Genomic DNA, 25961 nt, shown 5'->3' with positions numbered 1-25961 from the left:
TGAATAAATAATATATTAATCCCGCGAAGGGAATGCACAACAATTATACTTAAAGCGCTTGAGAAATGATTTCTTCCATAGAGTCAAAAATCTTTTTTTCCTCCACCCAGCGCAATAAACTAATATTCGCTAATTTACGACTAACTCGGGCATTTGCTTCACATAGATATACTTTAATACCACGCTGGTGATATTTCTGGACGATTTCATCAAATGTTTCTAAACCCGTCATGTCTATGAAAGGCATGTTTTTAAGACGAAAAATGACTATTTCAGGATCAGTATGCGTTACCGCTAATGCATGTTCAACCTTTTCTGCTACCCCAAAAAAGACAGGTCCTTGAATCGTATAGATGAGAATGTCTTCTGAAAGTTGTATTGCGTTGCCGGTGGTTAGTTCTACATCGACAAATTGATGCATGCGGCGAATAAAAAAGATCATAGCAAGCAGGACACCCAAATTGACGGCAATCACCAAATTGGTCAACACAGTCAATAAAAAGGTAACCAATAAGATCATGACATCCGCAAGCGGTGCGCGTCGAACAATGTGTGCAAAATGCGGGATGTCGCTCATGTTATAAGCAACGACAAATAGGATTGCTGCTAAAGTACATAACGGAATATCACTGGCTAATGGCGCCAGTAACACCAACACCAATATCAGCACCATGGCATGGATAATCGCTGCCAAAGGGCAGTTACCGCCGTTACGGATATTGGTTGCGGTTCGCGCAATAGCACCGGTTGCAGCGAATCCACCAAACAACGGTGCAATAATATTAGCCAATCCTTGGCCTATTAATTCCTGGTTCGAATCGTGTCGAGTATTAGCCATACTATCAGCTGCAGCTGCAGACAATAATGATTCAATCGCACCCAATAACGCGATAGTAAACGCCGGCCAGATTAAATTGGTATGCATGCGTGTTAGGTCAGGTAAAGTAAAATGCGGAAGATGATGTGGAATCCCGCCAAAGGCTTTTCCTAGCGTGTTGACATTTTGAAAATGAAAAATAGCTTGTAGTGCTGTAGTCACCACCATAGCGATAAGTGGGCTTGGGACTCGCTTGAGTAATTTAGGAGAGAAGAGAACTAATAACACACTGAGAGCAGCTAACGCCGTAGTAGCCCAATCAAAATGCGGCAGAGCTTTTATCAGCATCCATAATTTCTGATAAAAGGGCATATCCAGCGGCAGATGAATGGGTAACCCAAAAAAATCTTTCCATTCACCAACGAAAATGATAACACCAATTCCAGCGGTAAATCCGACAATGACCGGTTCTGGAATAAATTTAATTACACTGCCGAGCTTAAGAAATCCCATAATGAGCAAAAAAACACCGGCAATCATTGCTGCCATCTGCAAACCAGCAACCCCATATTGCGCAGTTATACTCGCCAAAATGACGATAAATGCCCCTGTAGGCCCAGAGATTTGTACTCGACTGCCACCAAAAATACCCACGACAATTCCCGCAACAATTGCAGTATAGATACCTTGTTCCGGTTTAACACCCGAGGCAATAGCAAAAGCCATCGCTAAAGGTAAAGCAACCACACCGACGATCAATCCGGCAACCACATTCACCCACCAATTTTTGGGTTTTAATAAACCAGCGCGATAAGCTTCTATAATAGCCAACATATATTTGAAAATATCCATCGAGAAATAAAAGAGAACATCTTAGCTTCAGAGACTTAAAAACCTTTAAGATTCTACTCTTTTTCTAGGACAATTACATAAGAATTACACTGCAAAGGGAACAGGGGTCAAAGATTTTAGAATCAAAAGCACAAGTCCAAACTTAACCCTTCTCCTTCTAGGGCATTAGAGAAAAGTGTGTACGATGATGCTTTGCTAGCTCTTCCGTAATTTGATGATAAAGCACAGAGGTATCTACATCTATTTGAATCTTCCCAGACCGGAGATTGCCGCATTTTTTAATAAACTCGGGATGATTCACTACAAAATATATTTGAAACTTCTCCAATTCAGATGCATTTAGTAATAATTGAAAACAGGTATTATTACCGTCTCTCTCTCTCAAGAATTGAGCACCCTTTTGTGAGCTTTTTATGTCTGCTAATCCCACCAGGCTTTGCTCTACCACACAGCCCTGACGAACATCAGATTCGCTACAACCTAAGCGATCCTGCAAATGTTTTAGCAAATCATCATGACTGGGAACTGGCAAAGGAGCTGTGGGCATAGCGCTGCTTGAAGCGCTAGAGCTACTAGAACTATGGTAATGAAGACTAGACGATGATTTGGCTGGATTCAATGATGCGTGTTTTTTCTCTAAAGGTGGTTTAACCAATAGGCGCTTTTGTAGGTTAATTTCTAATTCCTGACATTGCTTTAAAGACAATCCGGGTGCCGCTTGCCATGCCTTCACATTTAGTTTTTCGCATTCCTGTATATATTCGATAAGTGATTTATCTTGTTGGAATCGAATCCAATCTCCAGGTTCATGGCTTTTAACGTAGCAGTTACTCCTAACTTGTTTTGTGAGATAGGGTAAAGTTTTACGCAATGGATCTTCACTACCAACAGATTTTAACCCTAATTTGTCAGGTGGTTCATATGCTAATTTTATGCTCAATTTTATGCCTTCCTTGTGGGATGGAAATAAATGGAATGCCTGAACTAATTGAGTAAAATGCTCAAGATATTCTTTTTTAGTTAAATCTGCCTGTGTACATTTTCCAATCAATGCTGATTGTATGCATAATGGACGATTGAACCATTGTCTCCCGTGAAAGTAATTTTCTTGTGACCCAACATTGTCATATTGTGTCGCGTGATAATAATCGTTTTCTGGTCTTTCAAGATTGTCAACTCGCCAAATGATTTCATTGTTTCGACGCATCCAACTCATGTATATGGCATGCGCACCGCCGATCGTCGCCCAGCCAAAAGCAAAGGCATATTCTTCCCCGTCAGGAAGGGCTGCTATTTTATTGCAAAGACGTTGCGCAATCTGGCCATACCCTGCCTGAGTCAACTTTGTTGGCTTCCCTGCGTCTAATGGTAAAGCCCGGATTTCTTGGGCGGTGCGCAACATCTCTAATTCAATGGCAATTATGTGGTCCAAACGATCTTGTAATTCACGTTTGGATGATAGCTTTGTAAATTTTTTAAACTCTTGCCCAGCATCTAGGGTTAATGCACAACCCAGAGCAAACAGGGTACCAATACGTAACGTTAAAAAAGGCTCATGTTGCCAACAGGGAGATTCCTCGCCTACAGACGTCATATTCTCATTATTTAAACCCCCGAGTAACGACTTCTCTGGGATTGTGGTCAAGAGCTCTTGGATGTTCTGGCCAGTTAAACGGGCAATCGCATAGCGGAGTAAATCACAATTACGCTGAGGTTGTTCAAGGTCATAACAAGAGGCATAAAATCGATACAGATGGGATAAAATATCTGTCGTATGTTGCGGCGTTTTGAGTTTTGTTTCGGAAGGTTCAGTCATAACCGGCCAAAAAGGAGGGCGAGATAAGCAAGCCTTTAGAAAGAATTGTGTTGTCTCTGCATAGGTACTTTTAGCTTCTTTTGAAGCTTTATCATAAAGTGCAGTTAAATAAGTCAGCGGAAAGTAGCAGGCTTCACTGTTGATAAAAGATTCGCTTTCCCTTTTTGCTTCATCAACTTGAATGTGCACTAAATTCAAAGCTCTCTGGCCACTTGGGGTTTGTATTATCTTTGTTAGTAATTTTTCATCTCCATGGAATAGCGTTGTGGTCAGGGCCGTTCCTTGGGGAGTTAATACATCGCAATGCGCGCCTTTATTTAATAGATATTCTAAAGCTGACAATTTTCTTGCAATAATAGTTGCTTGTAGTGCAGTTTCGCCATCAACCACTTCATTGATGTCTTGATCGCCTTGCAAAGCTATTTGCAAGGCGGAGATGTCGCCGTCTTTCGCTGCCCCAAGCCATTTGAGTTGAACGCTCTTGGGTTGTTTCCGCTCTTGAGATTCAGATGTGGTAAGGGAGGATTTAGCTAGCGTAGGGCTGATCGGACTGGATTCGGATAATGATGGCTTTGGTCCTTCTTCTTCTAGTGCTTTCTGCTTCTTTTCTTCAGGTTGAGATGAAGTAGAAGAGGTACTTGATGACGAAACTGAAGAAGATTGGGATTGCTGCTGTTTTTGCGATGATAATTGCGTCAGCATCTTTATTACTTCTTCCTTACTAAAAACCTCAATAGGGATATAGCATCGATTATGCTTTTGGTAAACCCCATAATTATGCATATTATCGCTGAAACGAGTTACAAAATTCATCCATGACAATTGTGAATTTATGACAACATATTTGCTGCTTGTATACCCATTCCAAGAAGTTGAAGCATTGACATAAGATTCTATACGTATGCTATTTTCTCTCGCTATCTTCTCACATTCATCTATAACAGATGAGGATTCATGGGACTGTTTGGGAAGCTCAGGCTGGTGGGTTGCACTCATAACACTCTATCTCACAATATCTACCATCAATTTTATAATCTTATAAACTTTAAGTCATTAAGAACTCTAGGCAAAACTTTGTATCAGTGACGAGAGGAAGTGGCGGTTTGCGAAGAACAATGGGATTACTGAAGGATTCCATCACAAGATGAAATTGATTCAACGTCGAGCATATGGGTTTTTGGTGGCCAGACCTGGAATTGAACCAGGGACACGAGGATTTTCAGTCCTCTGCTCTACCAACTGAGCTATCTGGCCATCAAGAGGCATAATTAAACCGGGTGGCGCTTAAAGAGTCAAGCTTGAGATAGATAAAAATTTTATTAATCTCACGCCCTATTATTAATGTAGATTTTAAGCAAATATATTAAATGATTTGCTATTAAATATATCCTCGTTTCTCAAGTGCCTTTAGATTGTCCAGGTAACTGATTACCTGTCAATATTTCAACCACTCGCACCACCCATTGACCATTATCATCACGTACTAACGTATTGGTACGACCATATAAAACTGGGTGCTGAGAGCAGTTTAAATAGGGATCTAAAACTTTAGTGCAATTGAGCTTGAAATAACGCACATTAGAAGGATGGGTGCTAATTTGATTATCCGCTAAAATAGCACCCAAGGGTATTTGGGTATGCAATACACTATCAATAGCTCTTGGAGTTAAAGCTGCGAAGTTAATATGGCTAATACCTAATTCAGCAACAGTAGCTTCACCTAACTTATCAGCTGCTAAAGCATCATCACGGCTTTTATTGTTATCGACAATCATAAGAATAGCTCGTGAATAAGTTTTCTGACTGGGATTATCAATCACATACAAGGGAGAACGCACTTTAGGGGTACGCTGGTAAAATTTAGCAATACCCATCGTCATTAACGGTTGGGTCAAAAGAAAATCATAAGGCTCAGGGAGATTGACCATCTTCACTTCAGTTAAAGCCGGCCAAAAATGCTGAGCGATATTTTCTTGAATTAGAAACTGCTTTAATGGTGCTAGAGCCGGTTCAGACCAATTAATCACCTCAGCTTGGGCTTGGGCAAAAACTCCCAGCCACAATGCACAACCCAATAACATTTTTTTAGTGATTTTCATCATAAATTATTTGCTCTCTCCAGAATTGGAAACAATCGTCACTGTTTGCCGATTTCCACCGGAAACCTCCCATGATCTTCGATATTCAAATTGAATATGCGTCACTCGCGGCACCAGAAATGCTGCTTTTTTCAACTGAAATTGCCAAGAACTGACTCCAGGAGCGCCTGCTAGTTTGACTTTAGCAGGTATATATTGATATCCCATGGGTTCAAACAACTTGTCATCATATTGCAACAAATACCATTGATATCCAGTGCTGGGGTTGGCAGGCAAATTAATCGTTATCGTTTGTGTTTGCGGATGTACCAAAATGGGTTTACTAAAATCAGTTAATGGGTATTTAGTATCATTTTTTTCAACAGGAACTTGTGACATTGCATTCGTAGAAATTATTGCTAGAAATAAAATTAAATTTGCTAAACAGAATAATAACTTATTTTGGCTAAGCTTCATAATGATCACTCCGGTCCGGTTTTTAATTAACCTGCTCACCCACTTTGAAAAAGGTGGAGAAATTCATCGCGCTGAATGATAGACCCCATCTATGCCATTATGCGATAGAACAATTTGCCAAACTTGACAATCTCTCCCCTGTAATCCTCCTGCGCACGATAACAAATAAAAATTCCACAGCCTTCTAAATTGTTCACCATACTTAGTTTTCAATTGTTCCCAATGCTGGTTAAATCTTTCATGCCAACTCATTAAAGTGGGATGATAATAAGCACCAAAATTCTGCCAATCCTCCATGACAAATAATTTTTCAAAAGATGCGCCTAGCTGTTTAATCGAAGGCAACATACCATTGGGAAATATATATTTAGCTAACCATTCATTTTGACCTTTAACCACAGAAATATTACTTCCTAAAGTATGCAATAGAAAAAGACCCTCAGGCGCAAGACAACGTTTTACTACCTGCATATAATGACGATAATTTTTATAACCGACATGCTCAAACATGCCGATTGATGCAATTCGATCAAACTGCTCATTCAATTCACGATAATCCTGTAAACGAATCTCAATGGGTAAATCCTTGCAGCGTTGTCTGGCTAATTCAGCTTGCTGTTGCGATATAGTGACACCAACTACCCGAACGCCATAATTCTCTGCAGCAAACTTAGCCAACCCTCCCCAACCACAACCAATATCCAATAAACGCATACCAGGGGCTAAATTTAACTTCTTACACACCAATTCCAACTTATCAATCTGCGCCTGGGTCAAGTTATTAGCAGATTTCCAATAACCACAGCTATACATCATGTTTTCATCCAGCATACACTGGAACAAATCATTACCTAGATCGTAATGTTTTTGTGCCACTTCTAATGAGCGGTCTCTAGTTTGAAAATTTAATAGCCGGTTAGCCAAAATAGACAATTTTAATCCTGGACGATCTTTCAGTTTATATTCCAGCTCAGCTCTCACTAGACGGGTTATGCAATTATCCAATTCAGCGCAATCCCACCATCCTTCAGTATAACTCTCGCCAAAGCCCAATATTTTTTTTCTAAGCACAGCCTCATAGACCCGTTCATCATGGACTTGAATATCCCACGGCCTTGAACCATTAATGTTTATATCTGCCAAAGCTAATAGTTCTTTCACAATTGCTTTGGTATTACTTATGAGCATATTTTCTCCTTAAAAAGTCATCGGTAATTATTCACCACAGGATTAAAACGATAGAAACTGAGCTCGAAAATATTAGAGGCTTTGAGGAATATAACCTTCCGGTTTTGCACTACCCTCACCAAATAAAAATTTTTCCATTTCCTTAATTAAAAACTCTTTTGCTTTGGGATCAATTAAACTTAAACGGTATTCATTAATTAACATGGTTTGATGATTAAGCCACATTTGCCAGGCCTGTTTGGAAATTTGCTGTAAAATTTTTTGGCCCAGAAGACCTGGATAAGGCGACACTTCTAAACCCTCTGCCTCTTGTTGAAGTTTGACACAATAAATTATACGCGACATCTTATAGACCTCTCAAGTGAGCTCAAGGCTAGCTAATTGCTCTAACAGCCGTTTCACCGGACTTGCCAACCCCAATACGTTTGTATTATTCAGTTTATACCAAACCTGATGCGGTGAGTCCATCACTCGCAACATCCGCTGATCCCAAGATAAAAGCAAAGGCGTGATGTTTAATTGAAAATGAGTAAAAATGTGCTTAAAAGTAGTTAATTGCTGAAAGTTAGTGATGGAATAGCCAAATTTATCACGGCACCATTCTTCTAATCCAACATCAACTGGGCACTCAGGGAAACTCCATAATCCTCCCCAAACACCCGTAGATGGACGTTTTTCTAATAACACCTTTTGCGTGCGCTGCTCATAAAAAATCAGCATTCTTATTGAACGCACGGGAATCCTTTTCTTAGTTTTTGGCTGAGGAAATGCGGAAGTTTTACCAAGTTTATAGGCCATACACCCTTTAACTAAAGGACAATCATGGCAGCGCGGGTGCGCCCGCACACACACCCTCGCGCCAAGATCCATAATCGCTTGGGTATAATCACCCACTCTGGTAGTAGGAGTATATTGTTCTGCATACTGCCATAATTTTGCAGCAACGCTTGCTTGACTAGGTGAGCCAGACAAGGTGTGGAAGCGAGTTAAAACGCGTTTTACATTACCGTCCAGAATCGGCGCGCGTTTATTCCAGGAGATGGCGAGAATTGCACCTGCGGTAGAGCGTCCTACTCCGGGTAATGACTGCAAACCTTGCAAGGAGTCTGGTAAATTCCCAGCGTGATGTTCAAGCACAGTTTTAGCAGCACGATGCATATTCCTAGCTCGGGCATAATAACCTAAGCCAGTCCAAAGATGTAATATCTCATCTTCGCTCGCATTGGCTAAATCCGGCAAGGTAGGAAAATATTGCATGAATCGCTGAAAATAAGGTATGACTGTTTTCACTTGGGTTTGCTGCAGCATAATTTCCGATATCCAAACCCGATAGGGAGAAATATCCTGGCGCCACGGCAAATCCTTACGACCCTGATGGTCGTACCAGTCAAGCAAGGTTCTGGAAAATTTTGCAGGCTGCATAAAAAGGAATTAGTGGGTTTTTAGCAATTTTAACAATGTGAGGGATAAAGTCGAGGTTTTAATGGATTTCTATAAATAAAGTCTCACCCCCCTTTTCAAAGGGGGGACTCAATGCCTGCCACCACCGCCCATGTGCATGCCACCTATACCGCCACCGCCCATGTGCACACCGCCTCCCATGCCACCTTCCATAGGTAGTCTAAATAGAATTCCACCGCCTTGTATTCCTTGGGGAGCTCCTATAGTAGTACCTGGCACCGACCCTCTAAACATAGGCGGCGGTGCACCATGGAAAGTAGTACCCTGAGGTATAAAACCAGGATATGGCCTCATGCCTTCTTGAGGGACAAACATGTGCATTGGCACTTGATAATTATGCAGCATGGGATATAGCTGTGCCCCTCGGGGCGCTATCATTTGATATGGGTGGTGCATCGCATTGGGATTAGCATGATACACAGTGCCTGGCGCATGCATCCTGGGTGTATGAGTCACTTGATTTAAGTTCTCATGCTTAAACTTATTAGGAGCACCCAAGTTTCCAGGAGGTAAACTTCTATTATGTCCACCGCCAACCATCTGTGTTTTACCTGACTTTTGATTCCCGACCATTTGTGGCGGTTTACCCGCTTCATGCTCACCAACACCTGAAGGGGCATGGCTAACCATTTGTGACTCAACCGGCTTAGGACCTCCAACCACTTTAGGTGGACGCCCCTCATAAGAGTTCGGGTTTAAATAGGGGTAATGATGAAACTGCTCATCATTATTTTCATATCCGTGATGATTTTCATCATGATTCTCATATTCTTCATGATGTTCTTTATTTTCTACAATGATTTGTGGGTAGTAAATTATCGGAGGAAAATAACCATAAAATGGATAATATGAATAATAAACATCTGGGTAGTTATAGGAATAGTATCCCGAGTAATAGTTATTGCATTGCGTCTCTTTATTCAAAATAGCCAAATTTTGCAGGAAATAATAATTATAGGGATTGAAACTGTAATAATTATTAACACTACTTCCATATAAATAGGGAGAATTCTCATAAGCTTTACAATATGCACTAAAGTAATTCGTTGCTTGCCCAAATGCAATTTGCAAGCTACCCAGCCCAATGCCAGCCAGGATGGCTAGGCCTATAATTTTTATTATTTTTACTAAATAATCATTAGTTTTCATGATACTACCCCCTCTTTTAATTATAGTACAAGGGTAGATACTCAGAGTCTGGAGCGCTGCTGTTGTTTTTCAGGGAAAAGAATTATAATGCAGAAGCAGGATCGTGAAACCCTAAATATTAGGAATTTGTAGCTCAACTTAACGAGGTTTTTTATGAAAATTGGTTTAAATTCAGTTAAAGTCATGCTTATATCCAGCGCTGCTGCTATGTGTTTAACCACCACGGCACTCGCCACTGTTGGCAATCCCACTGAAAGCGTGCTGAGAAACGAGCAAGTTCAAACTGTAGTCAAAAATAACAAAGGCGCCAACGCAGAAAAAGCCTGGAGTCATATGAGTAATGAGCAGAAACAAAAAGCAAAAGAGCAAGAAAATAAAAGACTACACAAAATAGGTCACAATAAAGAAATGGAGCATCAAGAAGGGACAGGAACTGGAACAGGTGGTACTGGTACTGGAACTGGTGAGACAGGCAACGAAAACAGCGGAACTGGTCAATCAAACTCACAAGTAGCTCAATAAGGAAAGTCCAGAGTCTAAAAAGACTGTTGTTAATGGATTTTTTTTGACTTATTCACCCCTTTGAAAAAAGGGGTGAATAATTAAGCATTAGCTGGCCTAGCAATGGCGAAATTGACATTACTTTTCCAAGGCGCACCCATTTTCCAAGAATAAGCAGCTAATTGCTCAGTTCTAGGGTCTACTTTCAGGAGCATGGTGCCAATACCAATACCTGAAGCATGCGGCGGCCTGGTATCCAAACTATGACCAGAGCGGGCAGAGTCTGCAACTCTCACAGAAAACACATCAGAATCGCGTACAGGGATAGGCTTACCCATTACCACCATCACATGACCACCCCCACCCATACTGCGGAAAACTAATATATCACCTGGTTGGACATCCCCGACATTGGAAATCTTGCGCCAGACGTCATTACGACCAACCTCCGGCAATCGGTTAAAAAATCTGTAATAATCGGCTGTAGTTGGTTTATCGGTACCCGTACCATTCACCAGACTGTAATAGGCTCCAGGATTTGCCCGATTCAGCAAATGATCGACGTAATCCGAACAATCCAACACATAAACACCACGAGCTGGATCAAAATTAGAACCGCCCATTCGGTAATTACTGTAACGTAAATTTTGTATAGTACTCTGCACCATACCTACCATTTTATGCTCCATAGAACTAGCCCAACGCATATAGCGGTTGGATGGAGCAGGCGCGGTATTAGCAACACTAGAAGAATCAACTGGAACAGATACTAAAGGCGTATCAGCTGCCTCAGTTAATAGCGGAGATCTACCGCTATAGCCAAAATTAGCACGAGCAGTTTTCACATAGTGATGGTGATGCCGACCAGACTTTGCAGCATGGTGACTCACTCTTTTACGGCCGCTATTATATGTTTTGGAAGAAGGTAGTGTGGTTTTGTTATTCGTTGCACCGCGTTTAGTAGAAGTTTTAACGGGATGCGAAGTAGTGGGTGATACATGTGTCGCTGCTATTGCAGGCTGAACAAGAAATAATGCGAGTGCTAAAATAAATATCCGGGTCATTTCAATCATCTCTTTGGCTGGTGGTTAGAATGATGTTCTATGCTACTCGTGGCACCAGTACTTCTCGCCTTTCACATCCATGTATCAGAAATGCTCGATAGTTTACTTTTTGCCAGTTGCTCCGTTATTCAGGAACAAAAGAATATTGACACGGCTCGAAAAAGATTTCGCCCGTATCAGAGGAATTGCGGTTCCCCTTTAAAATCTCCAATCATTACGCTAATGACAGAACAGTTTTTACCACAGAACGGTCCTAAAAATCAAACTGAATTTTCAAAACCTGCTAAAGCACACAATGCTTGCAACTGCTGAGAATAGCTATTTTTATCGACTGAACAGATCGTTGCATGGCCTAATTTCCGCCCTGGCCTTGCCTCTTTACCATAGAGATGACAGTGCACACCCTGTATTTTCAAAATTGTTGCAAGTGGTGGCACGCTGCCAATAAAATTCACCATCGCGGTGTAACCATTAGCCGTAGTTGCGCCTAACGGTAACCCAGCAACTGCACGCAGATGATTTTCAAATTGGCTGCTCACTGCACCCTCTATAGACCAATGTCCTGAATTATGCACCCGCGGCGCTATCTCATTCGCAAACAAACATCCCTTGTCTTCAAAAAACTCAACCGCCAATACCCCTACATAATTCCATTCATTTAAAATCCTACCCACATAATCACGCGCAGCAGCAGCAACTTCATCTTCTTCTGTCACAACCTGGGAAAGACGCAAAATGCCAGCTTGATGCTGATTCATCACCAAAGGATAAAAAGCCGTTTCACCTAAAGTAGAACGCACAGCTAAACAGGACACTTCACGCTGAAATGGAACTTTATTTTCCAACAATAAAGGTTGATGCTGTAATTGTAGCCACGCTGGCTCCAGCTCATCCATTGCATGTATAACTACCTGCCCTTTACCATCATAGCCCCAACGCCGTGTTTTCAAAACCGCGGGTAATCCAATTTTTCTCGCGGCACTATACAATTCTTCCAAAGAATTTATCGCCGCAAATTGTGTAGTAGGAATATCTAATTGGTTAAAAAAAGTCTTTTCACTCAATCTATCTTGCGCAACTGCCAATGCATTAATTGCAGGATAAATTGGTGGGTGGGTAATAGCTGCTAATGCGCTTAGGTTGATATTCTCAAACTCATAGGTAATGACATCCACTCGATCAGCCAAAGCCTGCAATTGTTTAGGATCAGCATAATCCCCTTTGATAACTTCTGCCACTTCTGCCGCTGGACAATTAGCATTGGGCTCAAGGCAAATGAGCTTTAATCCCAATGGATACCCGGCCAAAGCTAGCATTCGTGCTAATTGACCACCGCCAATGACTCCAATATTCATGAGCGTACTTAGCCTCGCGGATCGGGTTGCATGAGTACTTGACGAGTTTGTTGGCTGCGATAATTCTGTAAGGCCAAAGCAATATTGTGGAATTGGTCAGCGAGCAAAGATGCAGCAAAAATACCAGCATTGATTGCCCCCGCCTTACCAATAGCAAAAGTCGCTACCGGCACACCACCTGGCATCTGCACCATAGACAATAATGAATCCATACCTTGCAAAGCTGCCGTTTGTACCGGCACTCCCAACACTGGTAATAAAGTTTTTGCTGCCAGCATCCCCGGCAAATGCGCCGCCCCTCCGGCGCCTGCAATAATCGCTCGCAATCCGCGCTCATGTGCTGTTTGAGCATACTCAAACAGCAAATCCGGCGTACGATGCGCAGAAACGACTTTCACCTCATGAGGCACCTGCAGTGTTGCTAAAATTTCCGCCGCATGCTGCATCGTATCCCAATCAGATTTCGATCCCATCACTAGACCGACTAAGGTTTTATTTATCATGAAATATTCTCGTAAATTTGTAACCATTCACCACAGAACTGAAACGGCCATATTTTCCCAACCTCGCCCCTAAAAATTTAGGAAAAATGCTCACATACTCTGTGTATGCTGCGCTTTTTCCTAAATTTTTAAGGACGATCTTGGGAAAATCTGACCGTTTTGTGCTACTTCAAGAAATGTGCTGAATAGTTACGGTAAATTTAACTGAACTATGTAACTAGAAAATTTTCAACGCACCTTACTAGCAGCATCTTGACCAAATAAAATTTTCTTAGCTTACTCACTCATAGCTCCCTGATTAAAACCCTCTGCCCTCGCATAAGCGCGCTGCACAGCCGGGCGCTCACTCATCAGTGCAAACCAGCGCTTTAAATGCAAAAAATCGTCCAGACGTTGTTGTTGCAATTCAAAAGGCACAATCCAGGGATAACATGCCATATCGGCAATGGAATAATCCCCAGCGATATATTCATGATTATGCAGCTGTTTATTTAAAACCGCATATAAACGCCCGATTTCTTTAACATAGCGATCAATGGCATAAGGGATTTTTTCGGGTGCATATTGCACAAAATGATGGTTCTGTCCCGCCATGGGACCTAATCCACCCATCTGCCAGAATAACCATGACAACACTTCATAGCGATTGCGTATATCATCTTGCGGCAAAAAACGGCCTGTTTTGTCCGCCAGATACATTAAAATAGCCCCTGACTCAAATACAGATATAGGCTCCTGCCCATCTGCCGGCAGGTGGTCAACGATTGCAGGCATTTTATTGTTAGGCGAAATTCGCAAAAAATCTTCGGCAAATTGCTCACCTTGCCCAATATTCACTGGGATGATCTTATAAGGAATTCCAGTTTCTTCTAAAAAGATGGTGATTTTATGGCCGTTGGGTGTAGGCCAGTAATATAAATCGATCATTGTTTCTCCCTGAGTTTTATCTTAAACCAATACCGCACCTGTCTGTTCATTAGACTTGCACAAATTCCGCAACACATACGGCAAAATTCCACCATTACGCCAATAATCCAATTCATTCTGCGTATCAATTCTGCAAAGCAACTGCAGCATTTCCTGCCGCCCATCGGCACGAGTTATCCTCACCCCTATTTCAGCCCCCGGTTGTAAATGTGCAATATGCGTCACATCAAAAATTTCTTCACCTGTTAATTGCAAACTCTGACGCGTAACCCCCGCTAAGAACTGCAATGGCAAAATCCCCATACCAATCAAATTAGAGCGATGAATACGCTCAAAGCTTTCTGCAATCACCACTTTCACCCCAAGTAAACTCGGCCCCTTCGCCGCCCAATCACGCGAAGAGCCTGAACCATATTCCTTGCCCGCGATAATGACCAGCGGCGTATGACTAGCCTGATAACGCATCGCCGCATCATAGATAGACATCACATTACCATCTGGCAGAAAACGGGTTACCCCACCTTCAATACCAGGTGTCATTTCATTACGAATACGGATATTGGCAAAAGTCCCGCGCATCATCACTTCATGATTACCACGTCTTGCCCCATAAGCATTAAAATCTTCTGGAGCTACACCTTGCGCCTTAAGATATAAACCAGCAGGACTATCCACTTTAATGTTACCTGCAGGAGAAATATGATCTGTAGTAATACTGTCACCAAAGACTGCCAACACCCGCGCACCGCGTATGTCAGCAACTTGCGGCGGCTCTTTGGTCAATTGATTAAAAAAGGGAGGATTTTGCACATAGGTCGACTGCTCATTCCAATGATAAGTCGTGCCTTGAGCTACAGTAATCTCTTGCCACTTAGCCTCTCCCGCAAACACATCGCGGTATTCTTGCGCGAACATTTCACTTGAAACCTTCGCCACTTCGGCATTAATCTCCGCATTGGAAGGCCAAATATCTTTTAAAAACACCGGCATACCTTGCTTATCTACTCCCAAAGCTTCAGTTTGCAAATTAATACGCACCGTTCCCGCCAACGCAAATGCTACGACCATAGGTGGCGATGCCAGCCAATTGAATTTAGCTAAAGGATGTACCCGTCCTTCAAAATTACGATTACCCGATGAAACTGAACACACCAACAAATTATTCTGCGCCACAGTTTGTTGTACTGCTTCAGGTAAAGGCCCCGAGTTACCAATGCAAGTGGTGCAGCCATAACCAACCAAGTGAAATCCTAACTGATCTAGATAAGTCTGTAGCCCGGTTTTATTCAAATACCCGGTTACCACTTTAGAACCTGGAGCTAAAGAAGATTTCACCCAAGACTTACGCTGCAAACCTTTCTCAACCGCTTTTTTCGCCAATAAACCCGCCGCCAATAACACACTGGGATTGGACGTATTGGTACAACTGGTAATCGCTGCAATCACCACAGCGCCATCAGTCAAATCCTCTTTATTCTCCGTAGCTGTTTTACCTGCTTCCACTAACGTTTTCTCAAACACGGTGGGTAATTGCTCTAACAACACCTTATCTTGCGGCCGTTTCGGACCCGCCAAACTCGGAGCAATGCTACTCAAATCCAACTCTAAAACACTAGTAAATATCGGATCAACTGCCGCCTCAGCTCTCCACAACCCCTGTGCCTTAGCATAAGCCTCCACCAGAGCAATTGTCTGCTGATCTCTACCCGTCAAACGCAAATAATCCAAGGTTTGCTCATCAATTGGGAAAAATCCACAAGTTGCTCCATATTCCGGCGCCATATTCGCCACCGTAGCACGATTGGCCAAAGCTAACTGCGATAAACCCTCCCCATAAAATTCTACAAACTTACCCACTACACCCTTTTGGCGTAGCAATTGCGTAATCGTCAATACCAAATCCGTCGCTGTGACCCCTTCACGTAATTCTCCAGTCAGTTTGACTCCTACCACTTCCGGTATCAACATAGAAATGGGCTGACCTAACATCACCGCTTCCGCTTCAATACCGCCCACTCCCCAGCCTAACACACCCAAACCATTCACCATGGTGGTATGGCTATCCGTGCCAACCAAAGTATCGGGAAACGCTAGAATTTCTCCGTTAATTTCTTCAGTCCATACCGTTTTAGCCAAATATTCCAAATTAACCTGGTGACAAATTCCCGTGCCGGGGGGTACTACTCTGAAATTATCAAATGCCTGCTGCCCCCAGCGCAAAAACACATAACGCTCATAGTTACGCTGCATTTCTATATCTACATTTTGTGCAAATGCCGAAGGAGTAGCAAAGGCATCTACCTGCACCGAATGGTCAATCACCAAATCCACCGGGGTCAAAGGATTAATGCGCTTAGGATCGCCACCCAGCTTTACAATTGCATCCCGCATCGCTGCCAAGTCGACTACTGCGGGTACCCCAGTAAAATCTTGCATCAACACCCGTGCAGGGCGAAAAGCAATTTCACGCTGCGAAGTCTTATCTTGTAACCATTTTGCCACTGCCTTAATATCTTCAACCGTAACGGTGCTGCCATCCTCATGGCGCAATAAATTTTCCAGTAAGACCTTTAATGAAACCGGCAGACGTGAACAATCTCCCAAGCCAGACTGGTACGCTGCAGGCAAACTGTAGTAATGGTAGGTGATATTATTAACGGCTAATGATTGCTTGGCTTTAAATGTATCTCGCCCGGACATGACTTGGCTCCCGTAAGGTTGAAGTAAAAATCGCCCATTTTATAACACAAATTTCCCTCCAAAGCGCACAAATCTTTGCATTCAATAAAAATCGTGTTTATCATAGACGGCTTCTCTGATAGCCAACACTATCAGAATATTCAAAAAATAAACTCAATCCAACCTACTGAGGTAGCTAAACGAATGCCCCAAGTTCATATCAGGGAAACTGAACCCTTCGACGTCGCATTACGACGCTTCAAACGCGCATGTGAAAAAGCCGGAATACTCGCCAAACTAAGACAGATGGAGTTTTATGAAAAACCCACCAGCAAACGCAAACGTAAACGCGCCGCTGCCGTTAAACGCTGGGAGAAAAAATTGCTCAAAGAAAAAGAAAGCATGATGCCACAACGCCCAAGCAGTACCAGCAATGAACGCAAACGCCCCACCCGTGGCGGCTATGCCCCCCGTGGTGAATTCAAATCAGGACCAACCCACGCGGAAACCAATGAATAACCTCACTTTGAAACAACGTATCCAGGAAGATATGAAGGCCGCCATGAAGGCCCAAGCCACACAAAAGCTTGGCACCATACGGTTATTAATGGCCGCCATTAAACAACGTGAAGTCGATGAACGCATCACCCTCGATGACAGCCAAGTTTTAGCTGTCATCGACAAGATGATCAAGCAGCGGCAAGACTCTGCCAACCAATTTCAACAAGCTAATCGTCTTGACTTGGCTGAGCAGGAAAATTTTGAAATATCCGTGCTGCAAGGTTATCTACCCCCCGCTTTAAGTGACCAGGAGATTAGAGCGCTAATTGACCAGGCAATTACAGCACTCAATGCCAGCTCCATGAAAGACATGGGACGAGTCATGGCCGAATTAAAGCCCCAATTGCAAGGTCGAGCGGATATGGCTGTGGTTAGTAGTTTAATTAAAGAAAAATTGAGCTAAAAACTTACATCTAAGTAAATTAACTAAGTAATTATGCAACTCGCACTTTCACTCCTATTTAATTCAATATTTTGTTTAGGTTTGAGTTCGTCATTGAACTTTCTAAGCAAAGGAATAAAATCTTTAATTAGTTCTTCTGCTTTTGATGCTATCAATTGATTTCTGCTTATTTCCGTTTGATTTTTCTTATAACCTACTGTTGATATATATTTTATATTCTCGGTTCGTATATAAAGATTGGCTTTATCTCCAGCTCTCTGAATAGTTTCTACCAGCTTATCAAGTTCTTGCTTAATTCGACCCCAGGCAGCTTTAGGTATTTTATCAAGCTCGCTATTTATATCTTTGATAATATCTTGTACCTTCTTCTTCGCAGCTTCAGATGTAATATCTCCTAGTTCAAAAAACGTCAGTCTTTTAATCAAATTTTTGCTTAAATTCCCACTATCAGACACTAAAAAACTTTGATCCTTATAATTTTCATACTTGGGCACAGGCTGGCTCTGGCTACCCTGCTCATCTACAACTGATTCATGACGATATAATAATTTAGATTCTGATTGTACTTTGCTTTCCTGAACACCTTCATAGCCTAATTTTTGCTCAATTTTAGTTATGAATGCTCCCAGTGCTGGGAAATTAATATTACTATTTCGTAAATCCTCCTCCACAAATTTCAAAGTTCTATATAAATTATCTAACTCGTCAAAATACAAAGATGCATGTTTCTGAAATTCAAATAATCTTTCAAGCTCAACATATTCTCTAACAATCTTATACAAGAATTCACTTAATGGAGTTAAATCATCTTCTATTTCAGCAATTTCTTGTCTTGTGTCAGCCACGAACTCTTCTAGTTTTACTAATTTTTTTTTAATTACTGAATTTTCTTTTTTATCTAGCATCATAACCATATCCTCATCTCATCGACCAAATACTTAAGCTAATTTTTTATATTAAAATGATCAATAAATATAATTAAAACATACTATATTTTACATAAAGTTTATTAAGGAGATATTAGGGAATCGCTAAATTGAGTTGAATTCTTGAGTTAATAAGCAAAAAAGCTGAGAGGAAAATGGGAGTAGCTTAAGCTAACCTTAAGCTACTAGATAGAAGAAAAATCAGTGGAATACTTAAGAACTGCTCTCACTATAATGAGTGATTATGACGCAAGAAACCTTGTAGTTGATATAAAAACTAAACCATGAAGATGACGAAAAAAATACACTTTTATAAATTCCAAAAACAAACCTATCAGCTAAGTATGCATGAGCTTTTGGTCTGCCTAGACTCTTCCTCAAAGGTAGAGTAATTTATTTCTTCTTTAGCAACATATATTTCTTTATATCGACACAAATATTCAAGTTCAGAAAGAGTGCTGCTTAACTCTTCATCTTCGTAAAATTGATAGAATTGATTTTTAATTATAATTTCTCTAATTTCTCCCAGAAGACTTGAAATATTTCCCTCAAATCCCTCTAAATCAATTTTTTCGACTTGCTTCAAAGATTCTAATATTACTTTAATTTTGGCAAATTCTTGACTTAAGGGCGCATAATTTGGTGGGTCTGAAGTTTTTGTACAATCAGGAATTAATTGCTTAATCTGCCCGAGCGCCTCGATGATAGAAAAAGCTTCTTCACGTTGAGTTTTTTTACTATCAAGAGTGCTTGGAATTTCGCTTTTTTGTTGACTATAAAAACTTTGCGGAATGGAACTGGGTCTTTTTCCCTGTTTTTTATCAGAGGAACCAAGCAATAATGAATTAAGTTTGTTTAAAACCATCTGATTAGCAGGAGAATAAAACTCATCCATCCGTGCTTGCCCTAAGATATTATCTACCAGTTTACTTGTTTTACCTTTAAGCTCTATTGGCAGCTGCTTAATCTTTTTCAATGATGCATCAATTGCTTCAAAATGTATATCAAATCGATCATGAGCCTTACTGATCTGTTCTTTATCATGCTCAAGCAACAACTTTAAAACATTTTTAAGTTCATAAATTATATAAAGCGTATTTTTAGCATCTGGAGATAATTCATCATTAAGCTTTAATGTAAGCTTCATGACAGTTTTAATAAACTCATAATTATCAGGAAAATAGGTAGAAATATAATTTTCAAAATCTATTTCAAAAGAATTTAAAGCAAAAGAAATCTTGTTTTTAGTTGAGAAACTTAACTCATTATTACCTAGCAAGTCTAAAGCCATATCAATTTCTTTAATATGCTTCACAAAAGGAGCCGCTGTTTCTTCAGTCTCAGATATCAAAGAGGATATTTCCTTAAGTCCAGCCAATATGTTTTTTCCACATTGATCATTAATATCAGTTGAATTACCTACATAATTATCAGTTAAGGCAAAGGATGCACTCAAATTTGCATAAGTCACAGATTTCGGCAGCTCTGCAAAACTTGAAGAACCGGAAGAACCTGAAGAAGAAGGAAAAGAACTCACTAAACCCATTTCAGTTTCTTTTTTATCAGACATAACCACCCCGTAAAAGTTAACAATACCTAAAAAAATTACCTATCGAACAATTCTTTGCATAAACTGTATATTTATATATAATTTTACCTTAAAGTCATTGAAGTTTACATTTCCTATAGCGGAAAAGAATCCAACCCATTTGCAACTAAAGCGATGCATTCATCACCCCATGACTAACCACATCCCCCGCAGCTTCATTGACGAACTTCTCGCCCGCACCGACATTATCGAATGGATAGAGCGCCGCGTCCCTTTAAAAAAAACCGGCAGCAATTTCAACGCCTGCTGCCCCTTCCACAACGAAAAAACCCCCTCATTCACCGTCAGCCCGCAAAAACAATTTTACCATTGCTTTGGCTGCGGGGCACATGGCAATGTTATTTCCTTCCTCATGGAATACGACCACCTGGAATTTGTCGAAGCCATAGAAGAACTGGCTAACCACCTAGGATTGCCCATTCCCCAAGAAGTGACCAACGCCGCACAACAACGCCAGACCCCGCTCTATACACTGCTAGAAAAAACCGCCAACTATTATCAACAACAACTGACACGCAATGAGGCGGCAAAAACCTATTTAACTGCGCGCGGGTTATCAGCTGCCATCATACAACGCTTTAACCTCGGCTTTGCCCCTGCCGCCTGGCACAACATACAACCCCACTTCAAACCCACAGCCCAAAGCTTATCCGAATACATTACTACCGGAATATTAATAAAAAATGAACAAGGTAAAATTTACGACCGCTTCCGAAACCGCATTATGTTCCCCATCAAAGATAGCCGCGGCCATATAATTGGTTTTGGCGGACGTGCCCTAGGAGAAGAAACCCCCAAATACCTCAATTCACCCGAAACCCCCCTATTCCACAAAGGCAGCGAACTCTACGGGCTCTATGAAGCCCGCCAAAGCAACCCACCTCCGACCCAAATACTGGTAGTCGAAGGTTATATGGACGTCATCGCACTGCACCAATTCGGCATCACCAACGCAGTCGCCACTTTAGGCACCGCTACCAGCGCCAAACATTTACAACGCCTATTTCGCTATTACCCAGAAATTATCTTCTGCTTCGACGGCGACCGCGCCGGTTTCGACGCCGCCTGGCGCGCCCTAGAAGTCAGTTTGCCCGTGATCGCTGACGGCTTACAGATCCGTTTTATGTTCCTCCCTAGTGGCGAAGATCCAGATAGCATGATCCGCAAAATTGGCGCTACCCATTTTCAACAACAGATACAACAAGCCCTACCTTTAGAAGATTTTTTCTTTGAGCACTTATGCCAGCAAGTCAACCTGCAAACCCTGGAAGGCAAAGCCAAACTGGCCAGCCTAGCGCAAAACCTGTTATATAAAATCCAAAATGGCGTATTCCAACAATTGATGCTAGAAAAACTAGCCTCTCTGGTAGGCATGAATGTCACTACCCTTAGCCAACACTATGAAGAGAAGCGCCCAACAGCTACCCCATCGGTACCTGCTGCAAAATCTCAAGGATTATCTTCTGTGCCCTTGGCTATTGCTTTACTACTACAATATCCCGCGCTGGCAGCCACTCACCCCTTACCAGAAGCCCTGCAAGACATAAATCTCCCCGGCATGGAGCATTTGCGTAAATTGTTCGAGCGTTTAAAAGCCAATCCCAACTTAAATACCGGCAGTCTGCTTGAGCACTGGCGAGACAGCAAAGCAGCAGCCAGATTAGGTGAGCTGGCTCAATGGGATTTTTTTAACCCAGCACCTGAAATTCAATCCCGCTTACTGAGCGATGCTTTTAATGGCATCCTAGCGCAAGATCGTGAAAAAAAGATTCTGATATTAGAAGATAAACGGACTCAACAGGGATTAACAGTTCTAGAAAAAGAATCTTTATTTAATTTATATAAAGAACGGCATGAACAGCAGGTTTAAATATTAATTAGTCATACTCTTAAGCTCAACCGATTCAATATAATCGTCCGCACCAATATAATCGTCCCCTTCACCATAAGTCTCAACACTATCAAAACTTGTAATCTCCTCCTCTACTTTATCTAAGGCTAATATGCTTTCTTCTCTCTCTATTTGTTCTTGTTTATCTCTTTCTTTTCGTTCTTGTTTATCTCTTAAGAACTCTTGAAAAGACATTACCCTAGAAGAGTAGGACTTGGACTTGGATTTTACTTCCCTAGTTTCATCATCTTGAAGTACACATCTGGATTCCAAATCTAAAAAAATCTCTGCCATCTTACTACTATAAAATGCTTCAAACCTCTTCTCAACTATTAGTAACCTGATGTTTTGCAAAGCCTGGCTAATACGCTGTTTTTTATAGCTATCATCTAAATTTACTTGGTCTATCAAACCCTTAATTTTTTCAAATTCCCATACCAAATCAAAATCATCATCGGGGTTTTTCTTAAAAGTTGAATGGGTAAATAAATTATAAATTTTGTCAAGCTGGATAATTACTGCATCAATCTGCAAAAATTTCTTAGTTTTTTCCGATAAATTAATTAATACTGTACTAAATGATGATTGTTTTTTACCCTTTATTTCTCCATTTGTTTTTTCATGTGTAGCCAATAAATTATCAATATTTTTAAAAAAATCTCTGTAAATAAAAAAATTAAATCTTTCATATTTTTGTAATTTTAATAAGATATCCCGCATCCCCTGTTTAATGGCTTTAACATATTCTCTACTCATATCAGTTGCTCTAATTGAGCGTAAAGATACCTCAATTTCCTGAAAATTCGCTAGAAACAAAAAATCGTAAATTTGCCCTGGAACATATTTTTTATTCGCTACATCCAAAAAAGTTAAAATATTTTTTAGCTCATAAACTATATAATCAGCTTTTCTCTTCCATGACAGCATATTATTAGTTTTTAAATCAAGCTTTTTAATGATTTTTTCAAAGTCATAACTACCCCAAGGTCTATAATCATCATTAAATTTACCTATATTTTTATCTAAATCCTTGCAGAACTTTGGCGAAAAAAATTTTTGAATAGCCTTTTTTTCTATATTCGTTAATTCGTTATCACCCAGCTCTTCAAGATAATTAGCAATGTTATCAAAAATTAGTTTACACAAAAAATAGTCGATCCCCTCCTCAGCCTTATCCTGAGCTATTAACATTTGAACTTCTTTAAGCTGCATTAATATTTTTGCAACTATTGGAGCAGTTGTTATACCTTTAAATTCTCTATTCTCATGACTTTGTGGCGCCTGTGATATTGATAGAGGCCTTGGAGCCATTAAATTAGAAGAGCTCAACATTGACCGTTTAGTAACCTTAAGCCCAACACCCATTTCTGGATTGTCTTCCATTGTAATTTCCCTCAATCAAAGTAATTAAAAACTATTAAAATCTACATCAAAAAATTGCTGACTGCTATATTAAAAATCAGTACAACCTTTTACGCTCCCTCACTTACTATGTTCTTGTAAAGGCGGAAGGAGCCACCAAAATACAAAATTCCTTACCCCCAGGTAAAGCCTCCAACCAACCATTAGTAATAGCTAAAAAAAGTTGCCCTACTAGCTTGAAATTCAAAAAAAAGTTACCATGTACTATTTTAACCTTCCCCCTATTCTGGATGCACCTTCCCTATGAGTTTCGAAACCGAAAAGTCTGAAATAAAAGCCCTCATAATTAAAGGCAAGAGCCAAGGCTACCTTACGACCGCCGACCTGAATGACGGACTCCCGCCCGAGTTTATAGACCCGGAACGTATTGAGGACATCATTAGCGTTTTTAATAATATGGGTATTGAAGTCTTCGAACAACAGCCCGACGTTGAAACCTTACTCCTCACCGAAGCCGGCGAAGACCAAGAAGCCGACGAAGAAGTCGTCGTTGAAGAACTAGCTGCCGCCCTAGTGCCCGTCGATTCAGAATTTGGCCGCACCACCGACCCAGTACGCATGTATATGCGTGAAATGGGCAGCGTCGAGCTACTCACCCGTCAAGGCGAAATCGCCATTGCGCAACGCATAGAAGAAGGCACCAAAAACGTCATGTTTGCCCTGGCGCACTATCCTCGCATCATCGATTCCGTCATAGCTGAATACAAAAAAGCTATGAATGACGAAAAACGCTTAAGCGATGTCATCACCGGCTTCTTAGACGAAAGTGAAACCACTCCCGCGCCTCTACCGGCTGTTGCCGACCTCGATGTAGAAGCCTTAGTCGCCGAAGAGGAAGAAGGTGGCGAAGGGGGTGAAGAAGGCAGCATCCTCGACACCGGCCCCGACCCCGAATTGGCCAAAGAGCGTTTTGCCGAATTAGCTAAAATGCAAGAGAACTATCTCAATGCTAAAGCCAAACACGGCAAAAAACACCGCACCACCGATAAACACTTGAAAAACCTGCAAGATGTATTTTCCGCCTTCAAATTATCACCTAAGCAGTTTAACCGCCAAATTCGCCGCGTGCGCGAAATGCTAGAACAAGTACGCGAACAAGAGCGCATCATCCTCGATCTTTGCGTCAACCGTGCTAACACCCCACGTAAATCCTTCATCGCCTCATTCCCCAATAATGAGACCAACCATGAATGGTTAAACGAATACATCAAAAGCCACAAAGCCAAAAGCGCCGCACTTAAACTCGTTGCTGAAGATGTCTTGCGCGCCCAGAAAAAACTCCAGGTGATAGAAACAGAAACCGATCTGTCTATTCCTGAAATCAAAGAAATCAACCGCCGCATGTCCATAGGCGAAGCCAAAGCACGCCGCGCCAAAAAGGAGATGATCGAAGCCAACTTAAGGCTAGTGATCTCCATTGCTAAAAAATACACCAACCGCGGCCTACAGTTCCTCGATCTGATCCAGGAAGGCAACATTGGCCTAATGAAAGCTGTAGATAAATTCGAATACCGCCGCGGCTACAAATTCTCTACTTATGCCACCTGGTGGATTCGCCAAGCCATCACCCGCTCCATCGCCGATCAAGCTCGCACCATCCGTATCCCCGTGCACATGATCGAGACCATCAACAAATTAAATCGCATCTCCCGGCAAATCCTCCAGGAAACCGGCCAAGAGCCCACCCCGGAAGAACTCAGCAAACTCATGGAAATGAGCGAAGATAAGATTCGCAAAGTACTAAAAATCGCCAAAGAACCCATCTCCATGGAAACCCCCATTGGCGACGACGAAGACTCACACCTGGGCGATTTTATCGAAGACATGTACCAAGAATCCCCCATCGACGCCGCCACCATCGCCGGCCTGCAACAAGCCATCAATGATGTCCTCGGCAGCCTAACCTCCCGAGAGGCCAAGGTATTGCGCATGCGCTTCGGTATTGAAATGAACACCGACCATACGTTAGAGGAAGTGGGTAAGCAGTTTGATGTGACACGTGAGCGTATCCGACAGATCGAAGCCAAAGCATTAAGGAAACTCCGCCATCCCAGCCGCGCTGAGAAATTGATTAGCTTTACGGATTTAGAAAAGGAATAGTCTAAGAGAAGTTTTTCATGAAAGAATAAAAGCTTTTCCTTATATTGGGTTATTTACATTAGCTGTTATTAAGCTATACTTCTCCCCTCGTGGGCCCATAGCTCAGTTGGTTAGAGCAGGGGACTCATAATCCCTTGGTCCTAGGTTCGAGTCCTAGTGGGCCCACCATATAATAGATTGAA

The 25961-nt window shown here is 41.5% G+C and carries 20 protein-coding genes, 2 tRNA genes and 2 pseudogenes; 7 read left to right on the top strand and 17 right to left on the bottom strand.

What is annotated here, in order from left to right:
• Window positions 1-49: 49 nt before the first annotated feature.
• Entirely contained in the window at window positions 50-1651 is a 1602-nt protein-coding gene (locus VHE99_04185; protein HVV68221.1) for a SulP family inorganic anion transporter, read from the bottom strand.
• Between the two features lie 175 nt (window positions 1652-1826).
• Window positions 1827-4481, bottom strand: coding sequence for a hypothetical protein (locus tag VHE99_04180; GenBank protein HVV68220.1), 2655 nt, complete (start codon window positions 4479-4481; stop codon window positions 1827-1829).
• Between the two features lie 48 nt (window positions 4482-4529).
• On the opposite strand from VHE99_04180, the pseudogene VHE99_04175 reads away from it, so the two are divergent.
• Window positions 4530-4662, top strand: a pseudogene (locus tag VHE99_04175) (transposase).
• 1 nt (window position 4663) lies between these two features.
• Here the strand turns inward: VHE99_04175 and VHE99_04170 are convergent.
• The 7 genes from VHE99_04170 to VHE99_04140 all read right to left on the bottom strand — a co-directional run bounded on the left by VHE99_04170 (window position 4664) and on the right by VHE99_04140 (window position 9838).
• A tRNA-Phe gene (locus VHE99_04170) sits at window positions 4664-4739 on the bottom strand.
• A 143-nt stretch (window positions 4740-4882) separates the two neighbouring features.
• Window positions 4883-5587 carry a hypothetical protein gene (locus VHE99_04165; protein ID HVV68219.1) on the bottom strand — a complete coding sequence of 235 codons (705 nt, stop codon included), beginning with the start codon at window positions 5585-5587 and terminating at the stop codon, window positions 4883-4885.
• Between the two features lie 3 nt (window positions 5588-5590).
• Window positions 5591-6040 (bottom strand): protease inhibitor I42 family protein, encoded by a 450-nt coding sequence (locus VHE99_04160; protein HVV68218.1) that lies wholly within the window; start codon window positions 6038-6040, stop codon window positions 5591-5593.
• A 63-nt stretch (window positions 6041-6103) separates the two neighbouring features.
• The gene (gene cfa / locus VHE99_04155) at window positions 6104-7228 is read right to left on the bottom strand and encodes a cyclopropane fatty acyl phospholipid synthase (GenBank protein HVV68217.1); all 1125 of its coding nucleotides are present in this window, start codon (window positions 7226-7228) and stop codon (window positions 6104-6106) included.
• A 72-nt stretch (window positions 7229-7300) separates the two neighbouring features.
• A complete protein-coding gene (locus VHE99_04150) occupies window positions 7301-7573 on the bottom strand; it encodes an oxidative damage protection protein (GenBank protein HVV68216.1) in 273 nt (90 codons plus the stop codon).
• A 12-nt stretch (window positions 7574-7585) separates the two neighbouring features.
• Window positions 7586-8650 (bottom strand): A/G-specific adenine glycosylase, encoded by a 1065-nt coding sequence (gene mutY / locus VHE99_04145; GenBank protein ID HVV68215.1) that lies wholly within the window; start codon window positions 8648-8650, stop codon window positions 7586-7588.
• A 108-nt stretch (window positions 8651-8758) separates the two neighbouring features.
• Window positions 8759-9838, bottom strand: coding sequence for a hypothetical protein (locus tag VHE99_04140; GenBank protein HVV68214.1), 1080 nt, complete (start codon window positions 9836-9838; stop codon window positions 8759-8761).
• A gap of 153 nt (window positions 9839-9991) precedes the next feature.
• On the opposite strand from VHE99_04140, the gene VHE99_04135 reads away from it, so the two are divergent.
• The gene (locus VHE99_04135) at window positions 9992-10360 is read left to right on the top strand and encodes a hypothetical protein (protein ID HVV68213.1); all 369 of its coding nucleotides are present in this window, start codon (window positions 9992-9994) and stop codon (window positions 10358-10360) included.
• 80 nt (window positions 10361-10440) lie between these two features.
• On the opposite strand, the gene VHE99_04130 is transcribed toward VHE99_04135, so the two are convergent.
• The 5 genes from VHE99_04130 to acnA all read right to left on the bottom strand — a co-directional run bounded on the left by VHE99_04130 (window position 10441) and on the right by acnA (window position 16888).
• Window positions 10441-11403, bottom strand: coding sequence for a hypothetical protein (locus VHE99_04130; GenBank protein HVV68212.1), 963 nt, complete (start codon window positions 11401-11403; stop codon window positions 10441-10443).
• A gap of 260 nt (window positions 11404-11663) precedes the next feature.
• Window positions 11664-12758, bottom strand: a complete 1095-nt coding sequence (locus tag VHE99_04125) for a 5-(carboxyamino)imidazole ribonucleotide synthase (GenBank protein HVV68211.1) — start codon at window positions 12756-12758, stop codon at window positions 11664-11666.
• An 8-nt stretch (window positions 12759-12766) separates the two neighbouring features.
• Window positions 12767-13261, bottom strand: a complete 495-nt coding sequence (purE, locus tag VHE99_04120; GenBank protein ID HVV68210.1) for a 5-(carboxyamino)imidazole ribonucleotide mutase — start codon at window positions 13259-13261, stop codon at window positions 12767-12769.
• A 276-nt stretch (window positions 13262-13537) separates the two neighbouring features.
• Entirely contained in the window at window positions 13538-14188 is a 651-nt protein-coding gene (locus VHE99_04115; GenBank protein HVV68209.1) for a glutathione S-transferase N-terminal domain-containing protein, read from the bottom strand.
• Between the two features lie 21 nt (window positions 14189-14209).
• Window positions 14210-16888, bottom strand: coding sequence for an aconitate hydratase AcnA (gene acnA, locus VHE99_04110; protein ID HVV68208.1), 2679 nt, complete (start codon window positions 16886-16888; stop codon window positions 14210-14212).
• A gap of 183 nt (window positions 16889-17071) precedes the next feature.
• Here acnA and rpsU point away from each other — a divergent pair.
• Window positions 17072-17272: pseudogene (gene rpsU / locus VHE99_04105) on the top strand (30S ribosomal protein S21).
• A gap of 106 nt (window positions 17273-17378) precedes the next feature.
• Window positions 17379-17831 (top strand): GatB/YqeY domain-containing protein, encoded by a 453-nt coding sequence (locus VHE99_04100; protein ID HVV68207.1) that lies wholly within the window; start codon window positions 17379-17381, stop codon window positions 17829-17831.
• A gap of 23 nt (window positions 17832-17854) precedes the next feature.
• Here VHE99_04100 and VHE99_04095 read toward each other — a convergent pair whose 3' ends face one another.
• Window positions 17855-18739: a hypothetical protein gene (locus tag VHE99_04095; protein HVV68206.1), complete on the bottom strand. Its 885-nt coding sequence runs from the start codon at window positions 18737-18739 to the stop codon at window positions 17855-17857.
• A 352-nt stretch (window positions 18740-19091) separates the two neighbouring features.
• Window positions 19092-20327 (bottom strand): hypothetical protein, encoded by a 1236-nt coding sequence (locus VHE99_04090; GenBank protein HVV68205.1) that lies wholly within the window; start codon window positions 20325-20327, stop codon window positions 19092-19094.
• Window positions 20328-20496: 169 nt separating this feature from the next.
• Here VHE99_04090 and dnaG point away from each other — a divergent pair, with 169 nt between their 5' ends.
• Window positions 20497-22236 carry a DNA primase gene (gene dnaG, locus VHE99_04085; GenBank protein HVV68204.1) on the top strand — a complete coding sequence of 580 codons (1740 nt, stop codon included), beginning with the start codon at window positions 20497-20499 and terminating at the stop codon, window positions 22234-22236.
• Window positions 22237-22239: 3 nt separating this feature from the next.
• Here the strand turns inward: dnaG and VHE99_04080 are convergent, their stop codons facing one another.
• Complete coding sequence (locus VHE99_04080; protein HVV68203.1) at window positions 22240-23640, bottom strand: hypothetical protein; 1401 nt, start codon at window positions 23638-23640, stop codon at window positions 22240-22242.
• Between the two features lie 282 nt (window positions 23641-23922).
• Between VHE99_04080 and rpoD the strand changes: the two genes are divergently transcribed.
• Window positions 23923-25779: an RNA polymerase sigma factor RpoD gene (rpoD, locus tag VHE99_04075; protein HVV68202.1), complete on the top strand. Its 1857-nt coding sequence runs from the start codon at window positions 23923-23925 to the stop codon at window positions 25777-25779.
• A gap of 91 nt (window positions 25780-25870) precedes the next feature.
• Window positions 25871-25947, top strand: a tRNA-Ile gene (locus VHE99_04070).
• Window positions 25948-25961 lie beyond the last annotated feature (14 nt).

Source organism: Gammaproteobacteria bacterium (genome assembly GCA_035546635.1).
Classification (GTDB): domain Bacteria; phylum Pseudomonadota; class Gammaproteobacteria; order JAURND01; family JAURND01; genus DASZWJ01.
This window is presented reverse-complemented; position numbering and strand designations above follow the sequence as displayed.

What these genes read in the sequence shown, in the direction of transcription:
- dnaG (HVV68204.1), top strand. Translation starts at nt 20,497, where the DNA reads ATGACTAACCACATCCCCCGCAGCTTCATTGACGAACTTCTCGCCCGC.
- VHE99_04090 (HVV68205.1), bottom strand. Translation starts at nt 20,327, where the DNA reads ATGTCTGATAAAAAAGAAACTGAAATGGGTTTAGTGAGTTCTTTTCCT.
- VHE99_04160 (HVV68218.1), bottom strand. Translation starts at nt 6,040, where the DNA reads ATGAAGCTTAGCCAAAATAAGTTATTATTCTGTTTAGCAAATTTAATT.
- VHE99_04100 (HVV68207.1), top strand. Translation starts at nt 17,379, where the DNA reads ATGAATAACCTCACTTTGAAACAACGTATCCAGGAAGATATGAAGGCC.
- VHE99_04080 (HVV68203.1), bottom strand. Translation starts at nt 23,640, where the DNA reads ATGGAAGACAATCCAGAAATGGGTGTTGGGCTTAAGGTTACTAAACGG.
- VHE99_04135 (HVV68213.1), top strand. Translation starts at nt 9,992, where the DNA reads ATGAAAATTGGTTTAAATTCAGTTAAAGTCATGCTTATATCCAGCGCT.
- VHE99_04150 (HVV68216.1), bottom strand. Translation starts at nt 7,573, where the DNA reads ATGTCGCGTATAATTTATTGTGTCAAACTTCAACAAGAGGCAGAGGGT.
- VHE99_04165 (HVV68219.1), bottom strand. Translation starts at nt 5,587, where the DNA reads ATGATGAAAATCACTAAAAAAATGTTATTGGGTTGTGCATTGTGGCTG.
- VHE99_04185 (HVV68221.1), bottom strand. Translation starts at nt 1,651, where the DNA reads ATGTTGGCTATTATAGAAGCTTATCGCGCTGGTTTATTAAAACCCAAA.
- rpoD (HVV68202.1), top strand. Translation starts at nt 23,923, where the DNA reads ATGAGTTTCGAAACCGAAAAGTCTGAAATAAAAGCCCTCATAATTAAA.
- VHE99_04115 (HVV68209.1), bottom strand. Translation starts at nt 14,188, where the DNA reads ATGATCGATTTATATTACTGGCCTACACCCAACGGCCATAAAATCACC.
- VHE99_04180 (HVV68220.1), bottom strand. Translation starts at nt 4,481, where the DNA reads ATGAGTGCAACCCACCAGCCTGAGCTTCCCAAACAGTCCCATGAATCC.
- VHE99_04140 (HVV68214.1), bottom strand. Translation starts at nt 9,838, where the DNA reads ATGAAAACTAATGATTATTTAGTAAAAATAATAAAAATTATAGGCCTA.
- VHE99_04130 (HVV68212.1), bottom strand. Translation starts at nt 11,403, where the DNA reads ATGACCCGGATATTTATTTTAGCACTCGCATTATTTCTTGTTCAGCCT.
- VHE99_04095 (HVV68206.1), bottom strand. Translation starts at nt 18,739, where the DNA reads ATGATGCTAGATAAAAAAGAAAATTCAGTAATTAAAAAAAAATTAGTA.
- acnA (HVV68208.1), bottom strand. Translation starts at nt 16,888, where the DNA reads ATGTCCGGGCGAGATACATTTAAAGCCAAGCAATCATTAGCCGTTAAT.
- VHE99_04125 (HVV68211.1), bottom strand. Translation starts at nt 12,758, where the DNA reads ATGAATATTGGAGTCATTGGCGGTGGTCAATTAGCACGAATGCTAGCT.
- purE (HVV68210.1), bottom strand. Translation starts at nt 13,261, where the DNA reads ATGATAAATAAAACCTTAGTCGGTCTAGTGATGGGATCGAAATCTGAT.
- mutY (HVV68215.1), bottom strand. Translation starts at nt 8,650, where the DNA reads ATGCAGCCTGCAAAATTTTCCAGAACCTTGCTTGACTGGTACGACCAT.
- cfa (HVV68217.1), bottom strand. Translation starts at nt 7,228, where the DNA reads ATGCTCATAAGTAATACCAAAGCAATTGTGAAAGAACTATTAGCTTTG.